This window comes from Wenjunlia vitaminophila DSM 41686, assembly GCF_000380165.1.
Lineage (GTDB): Bacteria > Actinomycetota > Actinomycetes > Streptomycetales > Streptomycetaceae > Wenjunlia > Wenjunlia vitaminophila.
In genome coordinates this window covers 121885-140597 of the sequence record NZ_KB904634.1, presented here as the reverse complement: position 1 = coordinate 140597, position 18713 = coordinate 121885, and the positions used below count along the sequence as shown (strand labels likewise).

Below are 18713 nucleotides of genomic sequence, written 5' to 3'. Positions count from 1 at the left end.
CAACTCGAACCGGGCAGTCGGACCAAGCCGGCCGGGGGCCGGTCCGATCAGATGCCGCAGGAGGACGCGGACCAGTACCTGCTGGACCGGTGGTCCACATGGGTGTGGTCGCTGTGGCCCGGGTACCCGGGGCCGAGGATGCCGTTGAAGCCGTGGTAGCGCGCCTGCTTGGCGAGCGTGCACAGGGAGTGCGGGCCGGAGCCCAGGTCCGCCGCGTCACCGTACAGGTGGCGGCTGTTGCTGGCACCGCCCACCGCGGAGTTGCAGGCGTAGGACCTGAAGCCACTGGTGACCGTGATGGGCTGGTCGCCGAGCGCGTGCCGCATCGCCTCGAGCTTCCACATGCTGCGCAGGGCGTTCGCCTTGGCCGTGCTGGCCGAGACGGCGCCGCCGGACCAGTCGCTGTTGCAGTCGTTCAGCTCGGCGTAGCTGAAGTGTGCCGGGGTGCAGTCGCCGTCCTGCAGATCGTAGATCTTGCTGAAGGTCTGTGAGCCGGCGACGCCGTCGGCGGACAGCCCGTAGGCCTGCTGGAAACGGGTGACCGCGGCCTTGGTGGCGGGGCCGAACTGGCCGTCGATGGCCAGGACGCCTCCGTAGCCGGGGTAGCCGGCGACCCGGATCTGCAACTGGGTGACGTCCGATCCGGACATGCCCTCGGAGAGGGTGCGGCTCCACGTGTAACACGTGTCCGCGTGCGCGGAGGACGCGGTGGCGACGGTGCCGACGAGCGAACCTGCAATGATCATGACAATCGAAAGCACGAATCTGGTGAGGCGGCCGGTCATTGAACCTCCATGCCGAAGGGGTGTGACACCAGAGGGTGGAGGGGATGTGCTACGCGCGTCAACCCATGTTCCCGCCGGAAAGGAAATTCACCGGTGCAGACCTCTGGCGGCGGACGGAGGCCGGTCGAGGCCGCCCTCACCGTCGCCGCACGCCGGCTGGGCGTCCGGCTTGACCCGGGCCGGACGCGGCACCGGTGTCGGCTCGACCCCGAGTGGAAGGTGGGCCCGCACCCCGGCGGGCCCACCGCCGCGGGGGGCGGGGGGTGACGCGGTGGGGCGGGCCGCGACACGCCCGCCCAGCGGTCTGTCGATACCTCCACGATCCGGTAGATGTTGGTCACTGTTGACCACGGAAAGCATGCGGATGACCTCTCCGTGTGATCGTGTCGAGTCAAGGAGCCCGCATGGCCACGTCGGCCGAGACCTCGTCAGCCCCGCCACCCGTCCGCAAACGCCGGCGCGGGGCGGTGGTGGTGGCCTGGATGACGACCACGGACCACAAGAGGATCGGTCACCTCTACATGATCACGGCTTTTGTGTTCTTCCTGGTCGGTGGGGTGCTCGCCCTGCTCCTCCGGGCCGAGCTGGCGCGACCGGGCACCCAGATCTTCTCGAACGAGCAGTACAACCAGATGTTCACCATGCACGGCGCGGTGATGCTGCTGCTCTTCGCCACCCCGATGTTCGCCGGGTTCGCCAACGCCATCATGCCCCTGCAGATCGGCGCCCCCGATGTGGCCTTCCCCCGGCTGAACATGTACGGCTACTGGGCCTTCCTCTTCGGCGGCCTGATCGTCTTGGGGAGCATGCTGATCCCCAACGGGACCGCGGACTTCGGCTGGACGGCCTACACCCCGCTCAGCGGCAAGATCCACAGCCCGACCATCGGCGCCGACCTGTGGATCATGGGCCTGGTCTTCGCCGGGTTCGGCACGATCCTGGGGGCCGTCAACTTCGTCGCCACCATCATCTGCATGCGCGCGCCCGGACTCACCATGTTCCGGATGCCGATCTTCACCTGGAACACCCTGTTCACCTCGGTACTGGTGCTGATGGTCTTCCCGGTGCTGGCCGCCGCGCTGCTGGTGCTGGAGATCGACCGCAAGTTCCACTCCGAGGTGTTCGCCCCCGTCAACGGAGGGGCGCTGCTCTGGCAACACCTGTTCTGGTTCTTCGGCCACCCGGAGGTGTACATCGTCGCCCTGCCCTTCTTCGGCATCGTCACCGAGGTCTTCCCGGTGTTCTCCCGCAAACCGATCTTCGGCTACATCGGCCTGGTGGCCGCGACCCTGGCGATCACGGGCCTCTCGGCCATCGTGTGGGCGCACCACATGTTCACCACCGGCGGGGTGCTGCTGCCGTTCTTCTCGGTGATGTCGTTCCTCATCGCCGTCCCCACGGGCATCAAGTTCTTCAACTGGATCGGCACCATGTGGCAGGGCTCGCTCTCGTTCGAAACGCCCATGCTGTGGGCGGTGGGCTTCCTGGTCACCTTCCTGTTCGGCGGACTCACCGGGGTCATCCTGGCCTCCCCACCGCTGGACTTCCACGTCCACGACAGCTACTTCGTGGTGGCGCACTTCCACTACGTGCTCTTCGGCACCGTGGTCTTCGCGATGTTCGCCGGCTTCTACTTCTGGTGGCCCAAGTTCACCGGAACCATGCTCGACGAGCGCCTAGGGAAGATCCACTTCTGGACGTTGTTCGTCGGCTTCCACACCACGTTCCTGGTCCAACACTGGCTGGGCGTGATCGGCATGCCGCGTCGCTACGCCGACTACCTCGCCGCCGACGGCTTCACCGTCTACAACACCGTCTCCTCGATCGGCGCGTTCCTGCTCGGACTGTCCACCCTGCCGTTCCTGTACAACGTCTGGCTGACCGCCCACCGCGGGCACCGGGTCGAGGTGGACGACCCGTGGGGGTTCGGGCGATCACTGGAATGGGCCACCTCGTGCCCGCCGCCCCGGCACAACTTCAACACCCTGCCCAGGATCCGCTCCGAGTCACCGGCGTTCGACCTGCACCACCCCGACGTCGCCACCCTGGAGGCGCCCTACCACGAGGAGGTCAGGCCGGTCGGCGCCGCCGGTCGCACGAAGGCCGGGCACCGGGGGATCGAGCGGGGGGAGGCGGGGAAGCAGACGCCGGGCGAGGGTGACACCGGCCGGGACGGCTGAGACCGCTGGGCCCGGCGGCGTCAGCCGCCGACCGTGCGGGGAGGTCCCGACGCCCGGGCGACGACCCGCGCCCGCACCTCATCCGCCCCTGGCGATCCACAGGAGCAGCCCCACCGCCCCGAACACCACCGCGAGGGCGAGCACCGCCACCGACTGCGGCCCCACACCCAGCACGGCGATGCACGGCCCCGCCGCCGTCAGGGCGCACAGCACCGCGAGGGTGGCGACCACCCTGCGCCGGGAAAGCGGCGGGTGGAACCCGCGCAACGACCGCCGCAGCCGACGGTCCGCGCCGAGGTCGGCCGCGATGCCGTCCAGCGCCCGCCGCTCACGAGGTGTCAGCTCCATGGGTCCAATATGCCCGCGCCACCACCCCCGGCACCCCCGGCACGCCGCAGCCCACCACCCACCTGGCCGACGGCGACCCCCGCAGCCCGGCGCCCGTGACCTGCGCGGACGCCGGGCCCGGACCACCGGCCCCCGTGGCCGACGACACCGGGGCCCACCCGCACGCACCGCCCGGTACCATCCCCGGGAATGAGCGAGGCGTCGACCGCAACACCGCCAACGAGCCTGACCGGCCCGGACCACCCGCGGCTCCTACCGTCCACCCTCATCGAGGAGCACACCGCGGACCCCGGCTCCCCCCGCCGGGTCCGGCGCACCGTGCGGGACTGGCTCGTGGACCTCGGCCTGTTCCTCCTAGCCGGCGTGATCGCCCTGGTCGTGGCCACCGATCCCAGCCCCGCCCCCTCGCCCTGGGTGGTGCGCGCCGACCTGCTCGCCGGGGTCCTCGGCTGCGCAGCGCTGTGGCTGCGGCGCCGCTGGCCCGTGGGGGTCGCACTGGCCCTCACCCCGCTCGCCGTCTTCTCCGACCTGGTGGGCGGAGCCGTGCTGATCACGCAGTTCACCGTCGTGGTGCACCGCCCGTTCCGGGTCGCCGCTCCGGTGTGCGGGCTCGGCCTGGCGACCGTGCCGCTGTACGGCCTGGTGCGGGCGGACCCGGACCTCCCGTTCCCCCTCCTGGCGCTGCTCGGCGTCGTGCTGACCGTCACCGTGCTGGGCTGGGGGATGTTCGTGCGGGCCCGGCGGCAGTTGGTGCTCTCGCTGCGGGAACGGGCCCGGCGGGCGGAGTCCGAGGCCAGGCTCCGGGCGGAGCAGGCCCAACGGCGGGCCCGTGAGCAGATCGCCCGGGAGATGCATGACGTGCTCGCCCACCGGTTGTCCCTGCTGAGCGTGCACGCCGGTGCGCTGGAGTACCACCCCGACGCCTCACCGGAGGACGTCAGCCGTGCCGCCGGGGTGATCCGGCACAGCGCACACCAGGCCCTGCAGGACCTGCGGGACGTGATCGGCGTGCTGCGGGCCCCCGTCGGGGAGGACGCGGACCCCGGCGGGCAGCCCGCGGGGCCAGACGGAGAACGCCCCCAACCCGCACTGTCCCACCTGGCCGACCTCGTCGCCGAGTCCAGGCGGGCAGGCACCGCCGTCACCCTGGACGACCGGCTCGAGGACCCGGAGGCGGTCCCCGCCACGGTGGGCCGCACCGCGTACCGGATCGTTCAGGAGGGGCTCACCAACGTCCGCAAGCACGCCCCCGGGGGCGAGGTGACGGTCACCGTCGAGGGCGACCCTGGACGCGGCCTGACCGTCGAGGTCCGCAACCCGCTGCCCGCCGCGGGCTGCGCTCCTTCCGACATCCCCGGCGCCGGACAGGGGCTGCTCGGCCTGACCGAACGGGCCACCCTGGTCGGCGGGCGGCTGGAGCACGGCCGCACGTCCCGCGGCGACTTCCGGTTGCACGCCTGGCTACCCTGGCCCGCATGACCCCCGCCCAGGAGCCCCACCGCTCGCCCCCCGGGCAGCCGAGCCCGACCGTCCGGGTGCTGCTCGTCGATGACGACCCGCTGGTCCGGATGGGGCTGTCCATGATGCTCGGCGGCGCCCCGGACATCGAGGTGGTGGGCGAGGCGGCGGACGGCTCCCAGGTGCTGCCCCTGGTGGACCGGCTCGCCCCGGACGTGGTGCTGATGGACATTCGGATGCCCACGGTGGACGGGCTGACCGCGACCGAGTTGCTGCGCCGCCGGTCGAGTGCGCCCGACGTGCTGGTGCTGACCACCTTCGACGCCGACGAACACGTGCTGCGGGCACTGCGCGCCGGGGCGGCCGGCTTCGTGCTCAAGGACACCCCGCCCGGGGAGATCGTGGCGGCGGTGCGACGGGTGGCCGCGGGCGAGCCGGTGTTGTCCTCCTCGGTGACCAGACGACTGATCAGCCGGGTGGTCGGTGGGGTTCCTGACGACCGGAAGGCCAGGGCGCAGGCGTCGCTCGACCGGTTGAACGAACGCGAACGCGAGGTCGCCGCGGCGGTGGCGCGGGGCCGGTCCAACGCGGAGGTCGCGGCGGCGCTGTACATGAGCGTCGCCACGGTCAAGACCCATGTGTCGCGGATACTGGCGAAGCTGGACCTGAACAACCGGGTGCAGATCGCCTTGCTGGTCCATGACGCGGGCCTGCTCGACGACGATCGGTGACCGTCCGGCCACTCCCCGGACCCGTGCCCGCCCCCGGTGGGCCGAGGGGCCGCCCGCGGCTGTCCGGGAGGATTGGCCCGCTTCCGGCGTGGAACCCCTTCCGGTGCGCAGCACCACCGAGGAGAGGATCGTCGCGATGGTGGGCAAGAAGATGGAGGGCAACGAGGAACAGCGGCGCGCCGCGGGCCGCAGGGCCCGCCGGGCGGGCGACCAGCCCAGCGCCGACCAGGCCACCAAGGGAGCCTCCAAACAGCGTTCCCACCAGCGGCACGGCGGGTCCGCCTCGCACGAGGACCGGCTCGCCGCCGTGCACCGGGGCAAGCAGCAGTGGCCCGACGAGACCGCCGAGCAGGAGGTGCACGACCCCGGTGCCAAGGAGCCCGTCCCGCTGTTCGCCGGGCGGGGGCACCCGGAGTACTCCGAACGTCACGAGCAGGTCTTCGCCGCGCTGGCCCGGGCGGTGAACGAGCACCGGGGCCAGGCGGTGCACCTCGAGGACGTGGCCAGGGCCGCGGGGCTGCCCAGGGACGCGACCCGGCCGCTCCTGCACGACCTGGTGGTCACCCACCGGGTGGCCCGGGAGCTGTCCGAGGTGGACGACCCCGACCAGGGCCCCCGCTACGAGGTCAGGAACCGCGGGTGACGGCTGGGGGACCCGGCTCGGGTCACCGTGGCACCGCGGGCAGGGACAGGTGGACCCTCGAACCGCCGGGCCGCCGGTGCTGGTGGCGGTAGTCCTGCGGGCTGACCCCGTAGGCGGCGCGGAACAGCCGGCTGAAGTGCGCGGGGTCGGTGAGGCCCCAGCGCGCGGCGATGGCGTGGATGGGCCGGTGGCTCAGCGACGGGTCGGCGAGGTCGCGCCGGCAGCGCTCCAGCCGCCGGGCACGGACCCACTCCGCGACGGTGCTGCCCTGGGGTTGGAACAACCGGTGCAGTGAGCGCGCCGAGATGTTGTGCGCGGAGGCGATCAGGCTGGGAGACAGCTCGGGGTCCCCCAGGTTCTGGTGGATGAACGCCTGAACACTGAGCAACAGGGTGCGCTGGCGGGTGTCCGCGGGCAGTGCGCAGTCCCCGTCGAGTTCCTGGGCGAGCAGCGCCGCGAGCAGGTCCACCAGGACGGTGCCCAGCCGGATGGCGTCGTCGGTCTGGTACTGCTCGGGGTCGTGGAGCAGCCGGGCGACGAACTCGGAGAGCAGGGTGCCCACTCCCTCCCGGGCGGAGAGCCGGGTCGCGGTGAAGCGGTTCACCTGAGCGGGTGTGAGGGGCAGCAGCGTACGGGGGAACATGATCCCCGCGCCCTGCACCACGGAGTTCGGTGCGGTCGGCCTGGCCGCGATGCGGAACGGGCGCGAGGTGTCGTACAGGACCATCTCGTTCGAGGCCACGGGGGTCTGGCTCCGGTCCTGGTCCAGCACGTTGCCGCCGCTCCAGATCAGGTTGAGCTGGAACAACCCCGGGTCGGACCGGCGGATCAGGCGGGAGGGCCGGTGGACCGTGCACGGCGCGGTGAGCACCGAGGTGACCTGCACCGGGCCGAGCTCCACCATGCCCAGTTCGGCGTGGTACCACTCGCAGTCCGAGGTGACCTCCACGGGCACCGCGAGCCCGGTGACCTCCTCGCGCCAGTGGGGAGGCCGTTCGTCCGTGGGCGACCCCTGGATCTCGCGCACCGTCCTCACGTGCCCCTCCCGGTGGTGACGATCACGGCAGCATAGTTGCGGTGTGTCCTCGGTGCGTCACCATGCTCTCCCGGCCAGCCGAAATCGGCCAGACCATCAGTGGATCGTTCAAACCCCCAGGGTGGACGTGCCCAGCCGAGATCCCTCGGGGACCGCCGGGCAGCCGGGCGGCGCGGGGTCGGCGCCGCCCGCGGGGGTCACAGGATGTGCACGCGCTGGAGGTGGCGGGAGGCGCCACGCCGGTAGGGTTCCCGCCGGTGCAGCAGGGTGTGGTTGTCCGCGAGCACGTAGTCCCCGGTCTGCCAGCGGTGGCTGTACCGCGCTCCGCCGCGGTACAACCGTTCCCTCAGGTCGCCGAGGAGGTCCTCGCGGGCAGCCGCCGGGATGCCGGAGATCCCGAGGGTCATGGGATTCTCGAACTCTTCTGCGGGCAACGGCTCCGCGTAGCGGAGCGTGGGGTGGCCGGTGAGCGGGTGCGGCACCACCAGCGGACTGGAGGTGGTACCGCCGAAGTGGCCGGTCCTGCCGATGCGGTAGGTGATCCGTACCCGTTCCCAGAGCCGCTGCCGTTCCGGGGGTGCCTGCCGCAGCACCCGGGTGGTGTCGCAGAAGGACGTCTCACCGCCGGTGCCGGGCTGGGTGGCGAGGGCGCACCGGAACAGGAGGTAACTGGGAGCACGGCCCGCGAAGGCGCCGTCCCAGTGGAACGGCACCGGGCCCGAGCCCATCAGGTAGTTCCCCGACCCCTCCTTGTTGACCAGCTCGAGGACCTCACCGAAGTCCCAGGTGAGCAGGGCGCCCCAGGACCTGGCGTAGTCGGCCAGGCCGCTCGCCGGCAGTTCGTCGAACCCGCGCAGCACCACCACCCGGAACTCGCCGACCCAACGGGCCAGCAGGGCCGGCGGCAGCGCGGTGAGCTCGGTGACCCCCTTCGGCTGGACCAGCAGGCCGAACGGGTCGAGTGCGGTGCGACGCAGACCGTCGGCGACCCATGGCACGAGCGGGACGGACGCCGTCATATGAGAACCTCCCGGAAGGACACGTGCGGCGCGACGAAGTGGCTGGGGCGGTTGTCCCTCCATACGAGGGAGGCGTGCAGGCGTTCCGCGTGACCGCGCTTGGTCAGCCAGGTGCCGTCGCCCGTCTCGAGGACGACGCCGTGCCAGGGCGTGATCCAGCGGTCCTTGGCGGGCAGGAGTTGAAAGCCGATCTTCTCGGAGTGGGGCGGCTGGGGGTGGATCGAGAGCCGCAGGGCATCGGGGAACGATTCCGCCACCCGCCGGCTCCAGGCGTTGCTGCGCTGGATGACGTTCCAGGCGAGGGCCTTGCACTCCTGGCGGACCCGGTTGCGGCTGACCCCGGGGTTGAGTGGGACGCGGTCCTCGAAGACGAACCGGTGGATGCCGTTGAATGTCTGCCGCAGGTCGCCGTCCTCGCGGGCCCGCTCGCGCAGCTCCGGCACCGGCTCCGCGTAGCCGGCGAGCAGGGCCAGCCGGGCGTCGGTGTGACCCGAGCCGCCGAAGGCGTCGCTCAGTGAGAAGAAGTCCACGCAGTGGGTGCCCAGCTCGCCCGCCATGCCCTGTAGTTCGCGGCGGTAGTGGGTGACGGCGGCGTCGGAGACGCCGACCACGTCGGCGAACACGTGCCCGTCCGAGCAGATGGTGACCCGCGCGCCCGGCGGGTGTAGCCGGCCCAGGGCCTCGCAGAACGACTGGAGGAACCGGAGCGCCAGCCGTTCCCCCTGGTCCGGCAGGGTTCCCAGGACCTTGTGCGGATTGGGGGATTTGGCTGGGAAGGCCGGCAGGACGAAGTGCAGTGGCGCCCCGGCGGCCACCTGCCGCTCCACCCTGGCCAGGTGCGGGGCGTGGCAGTCGGCGCACGGCCGGGCCGCGCAGCCGCGGTCGTGACCCGCGGCCAGCCGGCGAAAGCGGAAGACGAAGTCCAGGATCTCGCTGCTGGTCGTCTGCCTGCTGCTCCGGGTCACCACACATCCCCTGGCTCGCGGGGGGCGCCTGGCCGCCGGGAACGGCGTAGGGCGCCCGGCACCTCGCTCGGCCGCTCCACCGGCGCCCGGCGGGTGGACCCGCCGCGGCACCCGGTGGACCGCTGCCCGGGCCGTGGGCCGGGCAGCCGTTCCGCGCCCGTCGGGTCCCACCGGACCCGTGGCCGTGCGTGGCGACCTCATGGTCGGCGCGGCGACCACCGGCCCCCGTTACGGGCCGGCGCCGCGGGCTCGACCGGGTCGCCCGCGACGCCGACGACTACTCTCCTCGCCATGGGCAGCCCCCCTGTCTCCCGGCGAAGGTCCGCTGGAGGCGGGCACCGTGCGAGGTGCCGTGGTCGTGCCCGGCCAGCGGAATCGATCTCGAGGACCTGTGGATGAGTGTGGGCAGTGTCGCATGCCTTTTCGTTATCGCACGGTGCCATGTGATTGACGATGCGTGCCAGCTCTGATCGTCACGGAGGAGGAGCCGGTGCCGCGGTCGCCCGGCCGCGCCGTGCGCGCCCCCCGGGGTGGCGCTCCCGCCACACGAGGAAGACAGCGGTGGCGAGCGCTGCCCAGGTGCCCAGCACCCACAGGGGAGCGGCCTGTTGGTGGTGGGGGAAGTAGACGGCGTTGTGTACGGCGTTCACGCATGCTCCGGGCGGCAGCCAGCGACCGACGGTGCCGAACGGCTCGGGCAGCAGGGCCCAGGAGACCGCCCCGCCCGACGAGGGGCTGCCGATCAGCACCATCAGTCCCCAGGTGGGCAGGATCGCCCAGCGACCCACGAGGGTCTGGAACATGGTGAAGACCATGCCCGAGGCGAACATGGTGAGCGTGAGGATCCCCCAGGTCTCGGTGAGGGGCAGGTCGAGCACCCCCAGCAGTGGGTCCACCACCAGGCAGATGGACAGACCGCCGAGCCCCGCGTAGGTGGCGGTGACGGCCACCCGCTCCACCGGGTGCAACGCCTTGGCGTGCACGCTGAGCTGGGCGGCGCCGACGAATCCGACGAGCACCGCGGCGAGGGAGACGTAGAACAGCGCCAGGCCCTGTGGGTCCGTGGACTGCAGGGGGCGGACGTCCCGCACCGTGACGGGGACGCCGACCTGCCTGCCCACCGGGGGCCCGGCCTGGCGCAGCACCCTGGCGACCGAGGCTCCGGAGGCGCTCGCCACCTGGAGTTCGGCGTGCCCCGGGAGCAGGCGGAGCACAGCGAAGATCTCCTGGCGGTCCACCGCGGCCAGGGCGGCCGGGTCGTCGGGGAACCGCCGTGGTGGCAGGGAACTGCCCAGTGCGCGTTCGAGTCCGGTGACCAGTCGGCCGCCGTGTTCCGAGGAGCCGGTCACCCCGATGGGGATTCGGTGCGGGGTGGGGTTGGCCAGGGCGAAGCAGTAGGAGCCGGCGAAGAGCCCGGCCGCCGCGGAGAGGATCAGGACGATCACGATGGCCGCGGGGAACGGCGAGTTGACGAAGCGGGTGCGGACCGGGTGACGCCCCGCGGCCGGGGGTGGTGGACCTGCGGGGGGCGGGGGTGGTCCGGCGGGGCCGCTCATGTCGCCGGGTCAGCCGGGCGTCGCTGGGCCGTGCGAGCGGGCGGTGCGACGGACCGCACGCGGGGGGCCGGCCGGCGTCCGGGTGACGTCGCCCCGGGCGACGGGTGCGGCGCCGCTAGACGGCGCGGTGGGCGGCGCCTTCGCCGTCCAGCGGTTTCCGGCCACCTTGGGTGAGCACGGGCAGCCCTGGGTGGGAGCGGAGTGCCGGATCGGCCGCGCGCCGGAGGGACGGCATGGAACTGGGGTGGCGACCGGGGTCCGGTTGGTCATGACTCCATGGTCGCAAATGCGGAGGAACATGCCACTCGTCACCGTGACCGGAATCGCTGATTCCATCGCCATTGGTATGGACATTGGTATGGACATGCTAAATGGACGAGGGCTACGCTCCTCTTGGTCTAGACCAAGCTGCGCGCAGCTCGCCAGCTCACCGAACACCCCACGTTCACCTGGAGCTCAAGCATGCGGAAGAAACTAGGCGCCACCCTGGTCGGCCTGAGCCTCATCGGGCTGCCCGTCCTGGCCACCAGCAGCGCACAGGGCCACGGCTACACCGACTCGCCGATCAGCCGGCAGAAGGTGTGCGCCAACGGCGGGATGACGAACTGCGGTGAGATCATCTGGGAGCCGCAGAGCGTCGAGGGCCCCAAGGGCTTCCCCAGCGGCGGACCCGCGGACGGCAGGATCTGCGCCGGCGGCAACAGCAGGTTCGCGCAGCTCGACGACCCGCGCGGGGGAACCTGGCCGGCCACGAGGGTCAGCGGTGGCCAGAGCTACACCTTCAACTGGCGGCTGACGGCGGCACACGCCACCACGGACTTCAAGTACTACATCACCAAGGACGGCTACGACCCGACCCAGCCGCTGACCCGTTCGGCGCTGGAGACCACGCCGTTCCTGACCGTGCCGTTCAACGGCAAGATCCCGCCCTACACCGTGACCCACTCCGGCACCATCCCCTCGGGCAAGCACGGCAAGCACCTGATCCTCGGCGTGTGGACCATCGCGGACACGGGCAACGCCTTCTACGCCTGCTCCGACGTGCAGTTCTGACCGCCACGAGAAGGGCGGGGTGTGCCGTGGGACCCAGGTGTGCGGGCCTGACCCGCACGCCGGGGAGCGCGGGGACCGGTGCCGCGGGGACCGGATGGGCGGGATCTGGGACCACGGCCCGGGAGAGGGCCGCCACGGGACGACCTCCGGACCGGAGCGCCCCGGCCGCGCGGACCGGCGGCACACCCGGGCCCCTCCAGCGCTCGGTGCCGGAGGGGCCACAGGGGCGTCCACGGCCCCCGGCGTGACGCGGCGGACCCGGCCCCGACTACAGCGGGGTCTGGGTGCGCAGCCGCACCTGCTCGGCGAGCCGGGCCAGGCTGCGCTCGAGGGCGGCCTCCACCTGGGGGCGGGGTGGTTCCGCGTCCGGATCGAAGAACGACAGGTGCACGGTCACCTCGCTCGCCCCCGAGCCGATCCCGGCCACCTGCAACCACCCCGCGTAGCGGTCCTCGTCCCGGGTCCCCCATTCGAGACGCAACTGGCCCTTCCTGGCCTCGGCCAACGCCCGTTCCCTGACCTCCTCGCCGTCGTGCCGCACGGTCACGTTCGCGGCGGGTGGCTCCTGGGGTTCCACCCGTACCTCGCTCGGTAGCCACCGGTGCATCGTCCGCAGGTCACTGGCTTCGTTGAACACCAGCTCGGGTAGGGCTTCGAGCCGCCGCGTCGCCTCGTACTCACTCACCGTTCACCGGGCTTCCTCTGTGGAAACCCCCACCGTTGGGCAGGGGGAATCGGGCTCCTGCGATCTGGGTAGGGAGGGCCGAGCCGCTGACAGGCGCCTCGTCGCCTACCATCTATAGCCTGGTATCTGTCGCTATGCCGGAATTGGCGCCTGTATGGCGTAGTGAAGGTGGGTCAAGGGCACCGGTACCACTGCCGTGCCGTGGTTCGGGCAGGCGGCGGGCCGTCCGGAGCGTGTTGGCGCGGTGCTACGGAAGGTCACCGAGGCGGCCACCGGCGGGCGATGGGCCGGCGCCTTCGGGCACCGTGAACACCAGCCCGTTGGGGACCGGCCGCTCCCTGCCGCCCGAGGGGGAGTTCTCCAGCCGCAGGGAGTCACCGTCCGGGGCGCGGGCCAGCAGGGTGGACGAGCCGCCCCCGTCCAGGTTGAGCGCGTTGTGGGCACCGACGTGCTTCATCAGCAGTCCCAGCTCGGTGAGGGTCACCCCGTCACTGTCGCGCTGCCGACCGTCCACGGTGAGCACCAGCATGGTGTGACCGTCGCGGGTGAAACCGACGGCGGTGCGCGGGGCGGCCTTGTTGTTGCCCTCGCCCTCGTGGTCGATCGCCCCGCCGTTCACCACCAGGAGTTCGCGGCCACCGACGGCGGTCCTGGGCACCTGTCCGCTGCTCGGCCGTGGCCGGTACCACCATGACACCGGGTCACCGGCCCGGAGGGCGGCCAGCACGTCGGCGCCCGCGTCCCTGCCGACGAGCACGGTGGTGCCCGGTGGGACCGGCCCGCTTCCCGGCGCGCCCGCGGTCCTCGCCACCCGGCCGTCCACCACGGTGACCTCGGTGGTGTGCCGTGACTCGTTGACGGTCAACGCCCGGTGGGCGGCACCCCAGCCGCTGGTGTAGGCGCCGATGCCGTCCTCCGGGACGTTGGCGGCGTTCAACGAGGCGAGGGGCCGGGTGCCGGTCGGCAGGGAGAGGGTCCCCTGGAAGTCCAGCTCCAGGACGCGGCCGCTGTCACCGGGGCCGATGCCCACGGCCCGGTTGGCCCCGGCCACCGGGGAGCTGACCACCTCTCCTCCCTTGATGGAGAACCCCTGGGGGGCGCCGGTCTCGTTGATGTCGAAGAAGTCCGCGTTGACCGCGGCCACCGTGCGGCGACCCGGGCCGGGATCGTGTTCCGCCGCCATCCGCGACAGCGCTCGGCGGCTGGCGACGGCGCCGGGGGAGAGGTAGTCCGCTTCGGCACCCGACGTCAGGTCGATGGAGAGCGCGTCGGCGCGCAGTGAGTCGTCGGGCCCCAGTCGGTCGTAGGAGGTCAGCCGGACCCCCGGGGCCACCAGGCGCTCGGTGTGGGTGGGGGCCGAGCTGGCACCCTCCTCGAACGGCCAGGTGGCGTCGGCGTCGTCCGGGAACGGAGGCACCACCGGCTCCGGCGTGCCGGCCGGGGCCCGGTGCGGGGGTACCGGCGCGGGCCCGGCGGTGGCCGGAGCCACGGCGCCGGAGGTGAGTGCGACGACCGCGGCGAGGACGGCCGCTGGTCCACGGAAGGCGCGGAGGGACAAGGAAGCTCCCGGATGTCTCGGTGGGGTGCGGGCACCCGGTGCCGCCGGGAACGTACCGGGACCACACTCCGCAAATCATGTCAGCACGCACGGTGAGTCGGTGCGGGCGCGCCGGTGCGGCGCCGTGTCGGACACGGGCGTCGCGTGCCACCGCGCGCCGTGGGGCCGCACCTTTGCCCCCGTTCCGCGCCCGGGCGGACCGCTGTGCCGCGGGCTGGCCGGTGAGCGCACTCGAAAAGCGTCGAATTGGCTTTCGGAAAATTAGGGCCCGTCTCTCGAAAACAATCTGTGAATTCCGTTCAACCGCGGGCCGTGGGCTGTCTGTCCAGGTATTTCGCGAGGTGGGGGGCGGCCTGGCCCGCCTTGTCCCGGTGAATGCCGTGCCGGGATGTTGACAATGGGGACTATTCCCTCGCAGGGTTGAAGCATGAGCGAACTGAGTGCGGCTCAGTACGAGCGCGCCTACCAGGGGAAGCTACCGATTGGAAAGCGTCCGCCATGGAATATCGGCGGGCCCCAGCAAGCATTCGTCGAGTTGGTTGACTCGGGGGCTGTCGGCGGGGAGGTGCTCGACGTCGGGTGTGGTTCCGGAGCCCTGTCCGTCTACCTCGCGTCGCAGGGGTTCTCCGTCACCGGCATCGATCTGGCACCAACGGCCATCGCGCAGGCCCGGCAGGCGGCCGAGGAACGCGGCGTGACAGCCACGTTCCTCGTCGGCGACGTCATCGAGCTCGCGGGCTTCGAAAGCCGGTTCCAGACCGTCGTGGACTGCGGCATGTTCCCCTCGCTGCCGAGTCAGAGCCGGGAGAAGTACGCTGCCGCTCTGCGGCGGGTGTGCACCCACGACGCAAGGGTTCACCTGCTGACCATGAGTGTCGACTCACGGAACGAAGTGAAAGGGGTTTTCGGCCGACTCGGGATGCAGCGGCGTATCCTCGAGCGGCTCGACCCGCCGGACAAGGACCAGATCCGTGCGGCTTTCGCGGAGCACTGGAACCTCGTGTCCATGGCTGACAGCGTGTTCCGGGTGCGTTTGCCGATCGACAGGAAACCCAGGGAGCTGCCGGCCTGGTTGATTTCCTTCGAACCGGCGTAGGACTGGGGTGGCGCCGTGGTCACGGCGCCACCCTCACACCCGGCCCGCACCGTCGTCCGGTGGAAGTCAGAAGATCTTGTCCCCACGGAGCCGGTGCTTGATGGCCTCACGGGCATTGGGGATCGTCAGCCGGCGCATGTCGGGATCGCCGTGGCGCAGGATCCACCGCCCCGTGTGCAGCAGCGTCTTGCGTGACGGGTGCATGAAGTGGACGTTGCGGAACTGGAATCCCAGCGTGGCGGCCATGAAGTTGGTGTTCTCCATGAGGTCCCACATGACGTCCCCCGCCTCCTTGCGGGTGGTCTTACCGGCGTTCACCGCGTCCACCTGTTCCGTCATGACGCCCAGCATGTGCTGGTAGCCCTCGTGGTCCGGCCAGTCGGACCCCAGGTACCGGGCCTCTTCCAGGTCGCGGAAGAGATAGTCGTCACCCGTCTTCTTGTAGGCCGTGAGCGCCGTCTGCATCCGCAGCGATCCGGCGTTGTTGCCCCACACCCAGACACGGAAGACGGTCTTCCAGAACTCGAAGTCGTCGAATGCGGTGAAACCCGCGTTGACGATTTCGTCGTTGTAGTGGAACCGTGCCTGCTGCCAACGGTCGATGAACTCGAACCGTTCAGCCGAGAAATCATCGTCCTGACAGGCCCGGATGAGCCTCCAGGCGAGGTAGTTCACCGCGTCACCGGTGTTGGCGAGGCCGAACGAGTACAGCGGGTCGATGAATGCGGCGGCGTGCGAGAGCAGGCACCAGCGGTCACCCACGGTCTGCTTCGACGAGTACTGCAACCTGTCCGTGGAGACCCATTCGCGTACGGGTTTGACCCCGGCGTACTGCCGTTCCACGTCCGGGAAGCGCGAGGCATAGGCCATGAACTCCTCGTGCGGCGTCAACGAGGTGTCCTTCGGGTAGATCCGGGGGTCGAGGGTCAGCCCCACGGAGCACAACGGGTTACGGGACAACGGCGTGTTGTCGAACCCGATCACCCAGAACCAGCCCCGGTCGAACAGGTGGTGCACGGTGCCCTCGTACCAGGGGACAGGCGGCACGTACTCCGGCCGGCGGTCCGGCCACAGGTCGTCGGTGTGCGTGATGCCGAGGACATGGGTGAACATCGACCGCGAGTGGTGCTTGTACGCGCACACCTCATCGCGCAGGTTGAACTTCTTGGCCAGCGGCGAGCGGTAGCCGCTGGCGTCCACCACGTAGCGGGCCCGGTAGGACTCGCCCTCGCCGCCGTGGATGGTCACTCCCGAGCCGTCGAACTCCACGTCGTGCACCGGGAAGTCCTGGAGCGGGGTGCAGCCGGCCTTGACCGCGACGTGGAACACGTAGGCGTCCACGTCCTGTCGGTACAGGTGGTGGGCCTCGTGCAGGATCTCCGGGGTGTGGAACTGGTTGGTCTCCCGGGGGTTCTGCGGGCGCCCCGGCTCGTGCCGCAGGAACCCGAAGTGGGTCTTGGTCCCGAACTTCGGGCCGATGGCTCGGGTGATGTCCTGCAGGGATGTCAGGTTGACCAGCTCGGGCACGTTGTAGCGGGCGGCGATGACCCGCTGGGTGACGCTGGTGTAGGGGGTCGTGGCCTCGCCGACTGCGAACCGCGGGTGGACGCCGCTGTCGATCAGCAGGACCTTGACCCTGTTCCGGGCGAGTGCGGCACCGAGCATGCCGCCCCCGATGCCGGAACCGAGGATCGCGACGTCGAACTGCTGTCGGCGTGACGCTGGGATGAGGTTCATGACGGGTCCTTCGGTGGGAGAGCGCGCTCGTTTCCGGCGCGTCGTGGTACGCCACGATTCGGTCGTGACTCCGCTGCCCACGGCGCGGCTCCCGGGCTGTGCCGGTGCGGAGACGACCTTGATCCAGCGTGCGGAACGCGCGGGGCGAAGTCGTTGACTGTCCGCGCACAGTCCTTGCCTGAGGCTGCAATCAGCCCTGTGACCAGCACGTTCTCTTCAGGGGCGCGAAGCGGTACGCGCGTTGTGCCCCTGACCGTCGAGCGCGGGGACGGGCGCGGTCTGCGCCCGGGCACGGAGGGAGCACGAGACCTGGGTGACGCGCCCGGCAGGCCGCCCGCTCCGCACTCCGCGCGCCGCCTTCCTCGGGGACGGGGGAGCCGTGGTCAGAAGGTCGTGGAGGCCCCGTGCAGGTGGATTGCCTCGGCGTGCAGACTGCGGTGTCGCAGTGCCAGGTTCCGGTAGTCACTGGGTGACAGGTCGTAGGCAGCCCGGAACGCGCGGCTGAAGTGCGCGGCATTGGGAAAGCCCCAGTGGGTGGCGATGGCGTGGACGGGACGCTCGAGCAGCGCGGGGTCGCCGAGGTCGCGACGGCAGCGCTCGAGTCGGCGCTGCCGGATCCAGTCGGCGACCTTGAGCTCCTCGTCCTGGAAGAGCTTGTGCAGGTAGCGGACGGAGATGTGGTGGGCCGCGGCGATGTTGGCCGGGTCGAGCCGCGGGTCGCTCAGGTGGCGCAGGATGAACCCGCGGACCTGGAGCCGCAGGGCGCGCTGTCTGGCCTCGGGCAGCAACGCGGCCTCGGTGTCCAGGCGGTCGGACAGCAGCGCGGCCAGCAGGTCGATCACGGCGCTGCCCAGGTGGTCGGCGTTGCAGGTCTCGTAGTGCCGACGGTTCGCCATCAGCCCCTGAAGGTAGCCTGAGAGCAGCGCGCCGGGCCCGTCGTGGAGCGGCAGCGGCGTGGCCAGGGACTGTTCCACCTGGTGGTCGCCGAGCGGCAGCAGGCGGCGTGGGAAGGTGACCACCACCCCGCGCACGGCGTCGCCCGTGGCCGTGGAGGAGATGCGGTACGGCCGGGACGCGTCGTACAGGACCAGACCGTACGAGGACAGGCTGACGTCGGCGCGGTTCTGCCGCAGGACCGTGTCGCCCTCGAGCAACAGGTCGAGTTGGAGCATGTCGGGGGAGGACCTGCGGATCAGGTGCGGCGTCCGACGCACCTCGCTGGAGGAGACGGCCATCGCCAGCGCCTGGACGGGACCGAGATCAGCCCGGGCCATCTCCACCCGGAACCCGTGGGACAGGTCCGGATCGACGTGGACAGGCACGGGTAACCGCAGGCAGTAGTCGCGCCAGCGCTCGACCCGTTCGGAGACGGTGAGGTCGGAATCCTGAGGGTGACTGATGAGTGCGTCCATGGTGGACCCCCCGGTGGTCCTCGAACTGCGTGAACACCTGTGGAACAGAACGTTCCGTTCCCCCGTGTGCTGGCCCTACCCCGCCCCCGGGGCGCGTAGAGCCGACGGGGGTGGCGCACGGAAGGATTCGAGGCTTGCTCGAGTTGGCCGGTGATTGCCCTGTTCTGCCCCAGCGGGAGCCGGGTTGACCAGGGTGTGTGCGTCCGGGGGGATGCGGGGGTGTGCCGACGGAATTCCGCGCTCGTAGAAATAGGGAAAGCTGGTACACCTCCGGTTGACCGGCGGGTGGGGGGTTGACTCCAAGCCAGAAGTGCCTAATCTTGAGGCGAGCAGTAATTCACCGCTTAGTGAATCAAGGCTCAGCTTCCGACTGGTCCTGCCCTGGCCTGTCGGACCGCCGCGGCGACGGGGTTCGTCCCCCGTCGGATCCCGCCGCCGCGGCGTGGATCGC

16 protein-coding genes are annotated in these 18713 nt (G+C 71.0%); 6 read left to right on the top strand and 10 right to left on the bottom strand.

Going from position 1 to position 18713, the window contains the following annotated elements:
* Positions 1-47: 47 nt before the first annotated feature.
* The gene (locus A3IG_RS0100525) at positions 48-785 is read right to left on the bottom strand and encodes a D-Ala-D-Ala carboxypeptidase family metallohydrolase (RefSeq protein WP_040910605.1); all 738 of its coding nucleotides are present in this window, start codon (positions 783-785) and stop codon (positions 48-50) included.
* Between the two features lie 404 nt (positions 786-1189).
* On the opposite strand from A3IG_RS0100525, the gene ctaD reads away from it, so the two are divergent.
* Positions 1190-2965, top strand: a complete 1776-nt coding sequence (gene ctaD / locus A3IG_RS0100515) for an aa3-type cytochrome oxidase subunit I (protein ID WP_018381576.1) — start codon at positions 1190-1192, stop codon at positions 2963-2965.
* Between the two features lie 78 nt (positions 2966-3043).
* Here ctaD and A3IG_RS0100510 read toward each other — a convergent pair whose 3' ends face one another.
* The gene (locus A3IG_RS0100510) at positions 3044-3313 is read right to left on the bottom strand and encodes a DUF3040 domain-containing protein (protein WP_018381575.1); all 270 of its coding nucleotides are present in this window, start codon (positions 3311-3313) and stop codon (positions 3044-3046) included.
* Positions 3314-3502: 189 nt separating this feature from the next.
* On the opposite strand from A3IG_RS0100510, the gene A3IG_RS0100505 reads away from it, so the two are divergent.
* From A3IG_RS0100505 to A3IG_RS0100495, 3 genes are all read left to right on the top strand, one after another.
* Positions 3503-4792, top strand: a complete 1290-nt coding sequence (locus tag A3IG_RS0100505) for a sensor histidine kinase (RefSeq protein ID WP_018381574.1) — start codon at positions 3503-3505, stop codon at positions 4790-4792.
* A complete protein-coding gene (locus A3IG_RS0100500) occupies positions 4789-5502 on the top strand; it encodes a response regulator transcription factor (protein ID WP_018381573.1) in 714 nt (237 codons plus the stop codon). The genes A3IG_RS0100505 and A3IG_RS0100500 overlap by 4 nt, the downstream gene beginning before the upstream one ends.
* Positions 5503-5590: 88 nt before the next feature.
* Positions 5591-6145, top strand: coding sequence for a hypothetical protein (locus A3IG_RS0100495; RefSeq protein ID WP_018381572.1), 555 nt, complete (start codon positions 5591-5593; stop codon positions 6143-6145).
* 22 nt (positions 6146-6167) lie between these two features.
* Here the strand turns inward: A3IG_RS0100495 and A3IG_RS28035 are convergent, their stop codons facing one another.
* The 4 genes from A3IG_RS28035 to A3IG_RS0100475 all read right to left on the bottom strand — a co-directional run bounded on the left by A3IG_RS28035 (position 6168) and on the right by A3IG_RS0100475 (position 10721).
* Positions 6168-7181, bottom strand: a complete 1014-nt coding sequence (locus A3IG_RS28035; RefSeq protein WP_018381571.1) for a helix-turn-helix domain-containing protein — start codon at positions 7179-7181, stop codon at positions 6168-6170.
* Between the two features lie 197 nt (positions 7182-7378).
* The gene (locus A3IG_RS0100485; protein WP_018381570.1) at positions 7379-8200 is read right to left on the bottom strand and encodes a TauD/TfdA dioxygenase family protein; all 822 of its coding nucleotides are present in this window, start codon (positions 8198-8200) and stop codon (positions 7379-7381) included.
* Entirely contained in the window at positions 8197-9165 is a 969-nt protein-coding gene (locus A3IG_RS0100480) for an L-tyrosine/L-tryptophan isonitrile synthase family protein (protein ID WP_018381569.1), read from the bottom strand. The genes A3IG_RS0100485 and A3IG_RS0100480 overlap by 4 nt, the downstream gene beginning before the upstream one ends.
* 473 nt (positions 9166-9638) lie before the next feature.
* The gene (locus A3IG_RS0100475) at positions 9639-10721 is read right to left on the bottom strand and encodes a hypothetical protein (protein WP_018381568.1); all 1083 of its coding nucleotides are present in this window, start codon (positions 10719-10721) and stop codon (positions 9639-9641) included.
* A 462-nt stretch (positions 10722-11183) separates the two neighbouring features.
* Between A3IG_RS0100475 and A3IG_RS0100470 the strand changes: the two genes are divergently transcribed.
* A complete protein-coding gene (locus A3IG_RS0100470) occupies positions 11184-11774 on the top strand; it encodes a lytic polysaccharide monooxygenase auxiliary activity family 9 protein (protein WP_018381567.1) in 591 nt (196 codons plus the stop codon).
* Between the two features lie 268 nt (positions 11775-12042).
* On the opposite strand, the gene A3IG_RS0100465 is transcribed toward A3IG_RS0100470, so the two are convergent.
* Both A3IG_RS0100465 and A3IG_RS0100460 read right to left on the bottom strand, forming a co-directional pair.
* Positions 12043-12459: an SRPBCC family protein gene (locus tag A3IG_RS0100465; protein ID WP_018381566.1), complete on the bottom strand. Its 417-nt coding sequence runs from the start codon at positions 12457-12459 to the stop codon at positions 12043-12045.
* A gap of 247 nt (positions 12460-12706) precedes the next feature.
* Entirely contained in the window at positions 12707-14017 is a 1311-nt protein-coding gene (locus A3IG_RS0100460) for a phosphodiester glycosidase family protein (RefSeq protein WP_018381565.1), read from the bottom strand.
* Positions 14018-14444: 427 nt separating this feature from the next.
* Between A3IG_RS0100460 and A3IG_RS28030 the strand changes: the two genes are divergently transcribed.
* Positions 14445-15113, top strand: a complete 669-nt coding sequence (locus tag A3IG_RS28030; protein ID WP_018381564.1) for a class I SAM-dependent methyltransferase — start codon at positions 14445-14447, stop codon at positions 15111-15113.
* A 66-nt stretch (positions 15114-15179) separates the two neighbouring features.
* Here A3IG_RS28030 and A3IG_RS0100450 read toward each other — a convergent pair whose 3' ends face one another.
* Both A3IG_RS0100450 and A3IG_RS28025 read right to left on the bottom strand, forming a co-directional pair.
* Positions 15180-16850, bottom strand: a complete 1671-nt coding sequence (locus A3IG_RS0100450; protein WP_018381563.1) for an NAD(P)/FAD-dependent oxidoreductase — start codon at positions 16848-16850, stop codon at positions 15180-15182.
* 383 nt (positions 16851-17233) lie between these two features.
* Positions 17234-18262, bottom strand: coding sequence for an AraC-like ligand-binding domain-containing protein (locus tag A3IG_RS28025; RefSeq protein WP_018381562.1), 1029 nt, complete (start codon positions 18260-18262; stop codon positions 17234-17236).
* Positions 18263-18713: the final 451 nt, after the last annotated feature.

Excerpts from the sequence above, each read along its gene's own strand:
- ctaD (WP_018381576.1), top strand. The coding sequence starts at position 1,190 with ATGGCCACGTCGGCCGAGACCTCGTCAGCCCCGCCACCCGTCCGCAAA.
- A3IG_RS0100475 (WP_018381568.1), bottom strand. The coding sequence starts at position 10,721 with ATGAGCGGCCCCGCCGGACCACCCCCGCCCCCCGCAGGTCCACCACCC.
- A3IG_RS0100525 (WP_040910605.1), bottom strand. The coding sequence starts at position 785 with ATGACCGGCCGCCTCACCAGATTCGTGCTTTCGATTGTCATGATCATT.
- A3IG_RS0100505 (WP_018381574.1), top strand. The coding sequence starts at position 3,503 with ATGAGCGAGGCGTCGACCGCAACACCGCCAACGAGCCTGACCGGCCCG.
- A3IG_RS0100470 (WP_018381567.1), top strand. The coding sequence starts at position 11,184 with ATGCGGAAGAAACTAGGCGCCACCCTGGTCGGCCTGAGCCTCATCGGG.
- A3IG_RS0100500 (WP_018381573.1), top strand. The coding sequence starts at position 4,789 with ATGACCCCCGCCCAGGAGCCCCACCGCTCGCCCCCCGGGCAGCCGAGC.
- A3IG_RS28025 (WP_018381562.1), bottom strand. The coding sequence starts at position 18,262 with ATGGACGCACTCATCAGTCACCCTCAGGATTCCGACCTCACCGTCTCC.
- A3IG_RS0100485 (WP_018381570.1), bottom strand. The coding sequence starts at position 8,200 with ATGACGGCGTCCGTCCCGCTCGTGCCATGGGTCGCCGACGGTCTGCGT.
- A3IG_RS28030 (WP_018381564.1), top strand. The coding sequence starts at position 14,445 with ATGAGCGAACTGAGTGCGGCTCAGTACGAGCGCGCCTACCAGGGGAAG.
- A3IG_RS0100450 (WP_018381563.1), bottom strand. The coding sequence starts at position 16,850 with ATGAACCTCATCCCAGCGTCACGCCGACAGCAGTTCGACGTCGCGATC.
- A3IG_RS0100510 (WP_018381575.1), bottom strand. The coding sequence starts at position 3,313 with ATGGAGCTGACACCTCGTGAGCGGCGGGCGCTGGACGGCATCGCGGCC.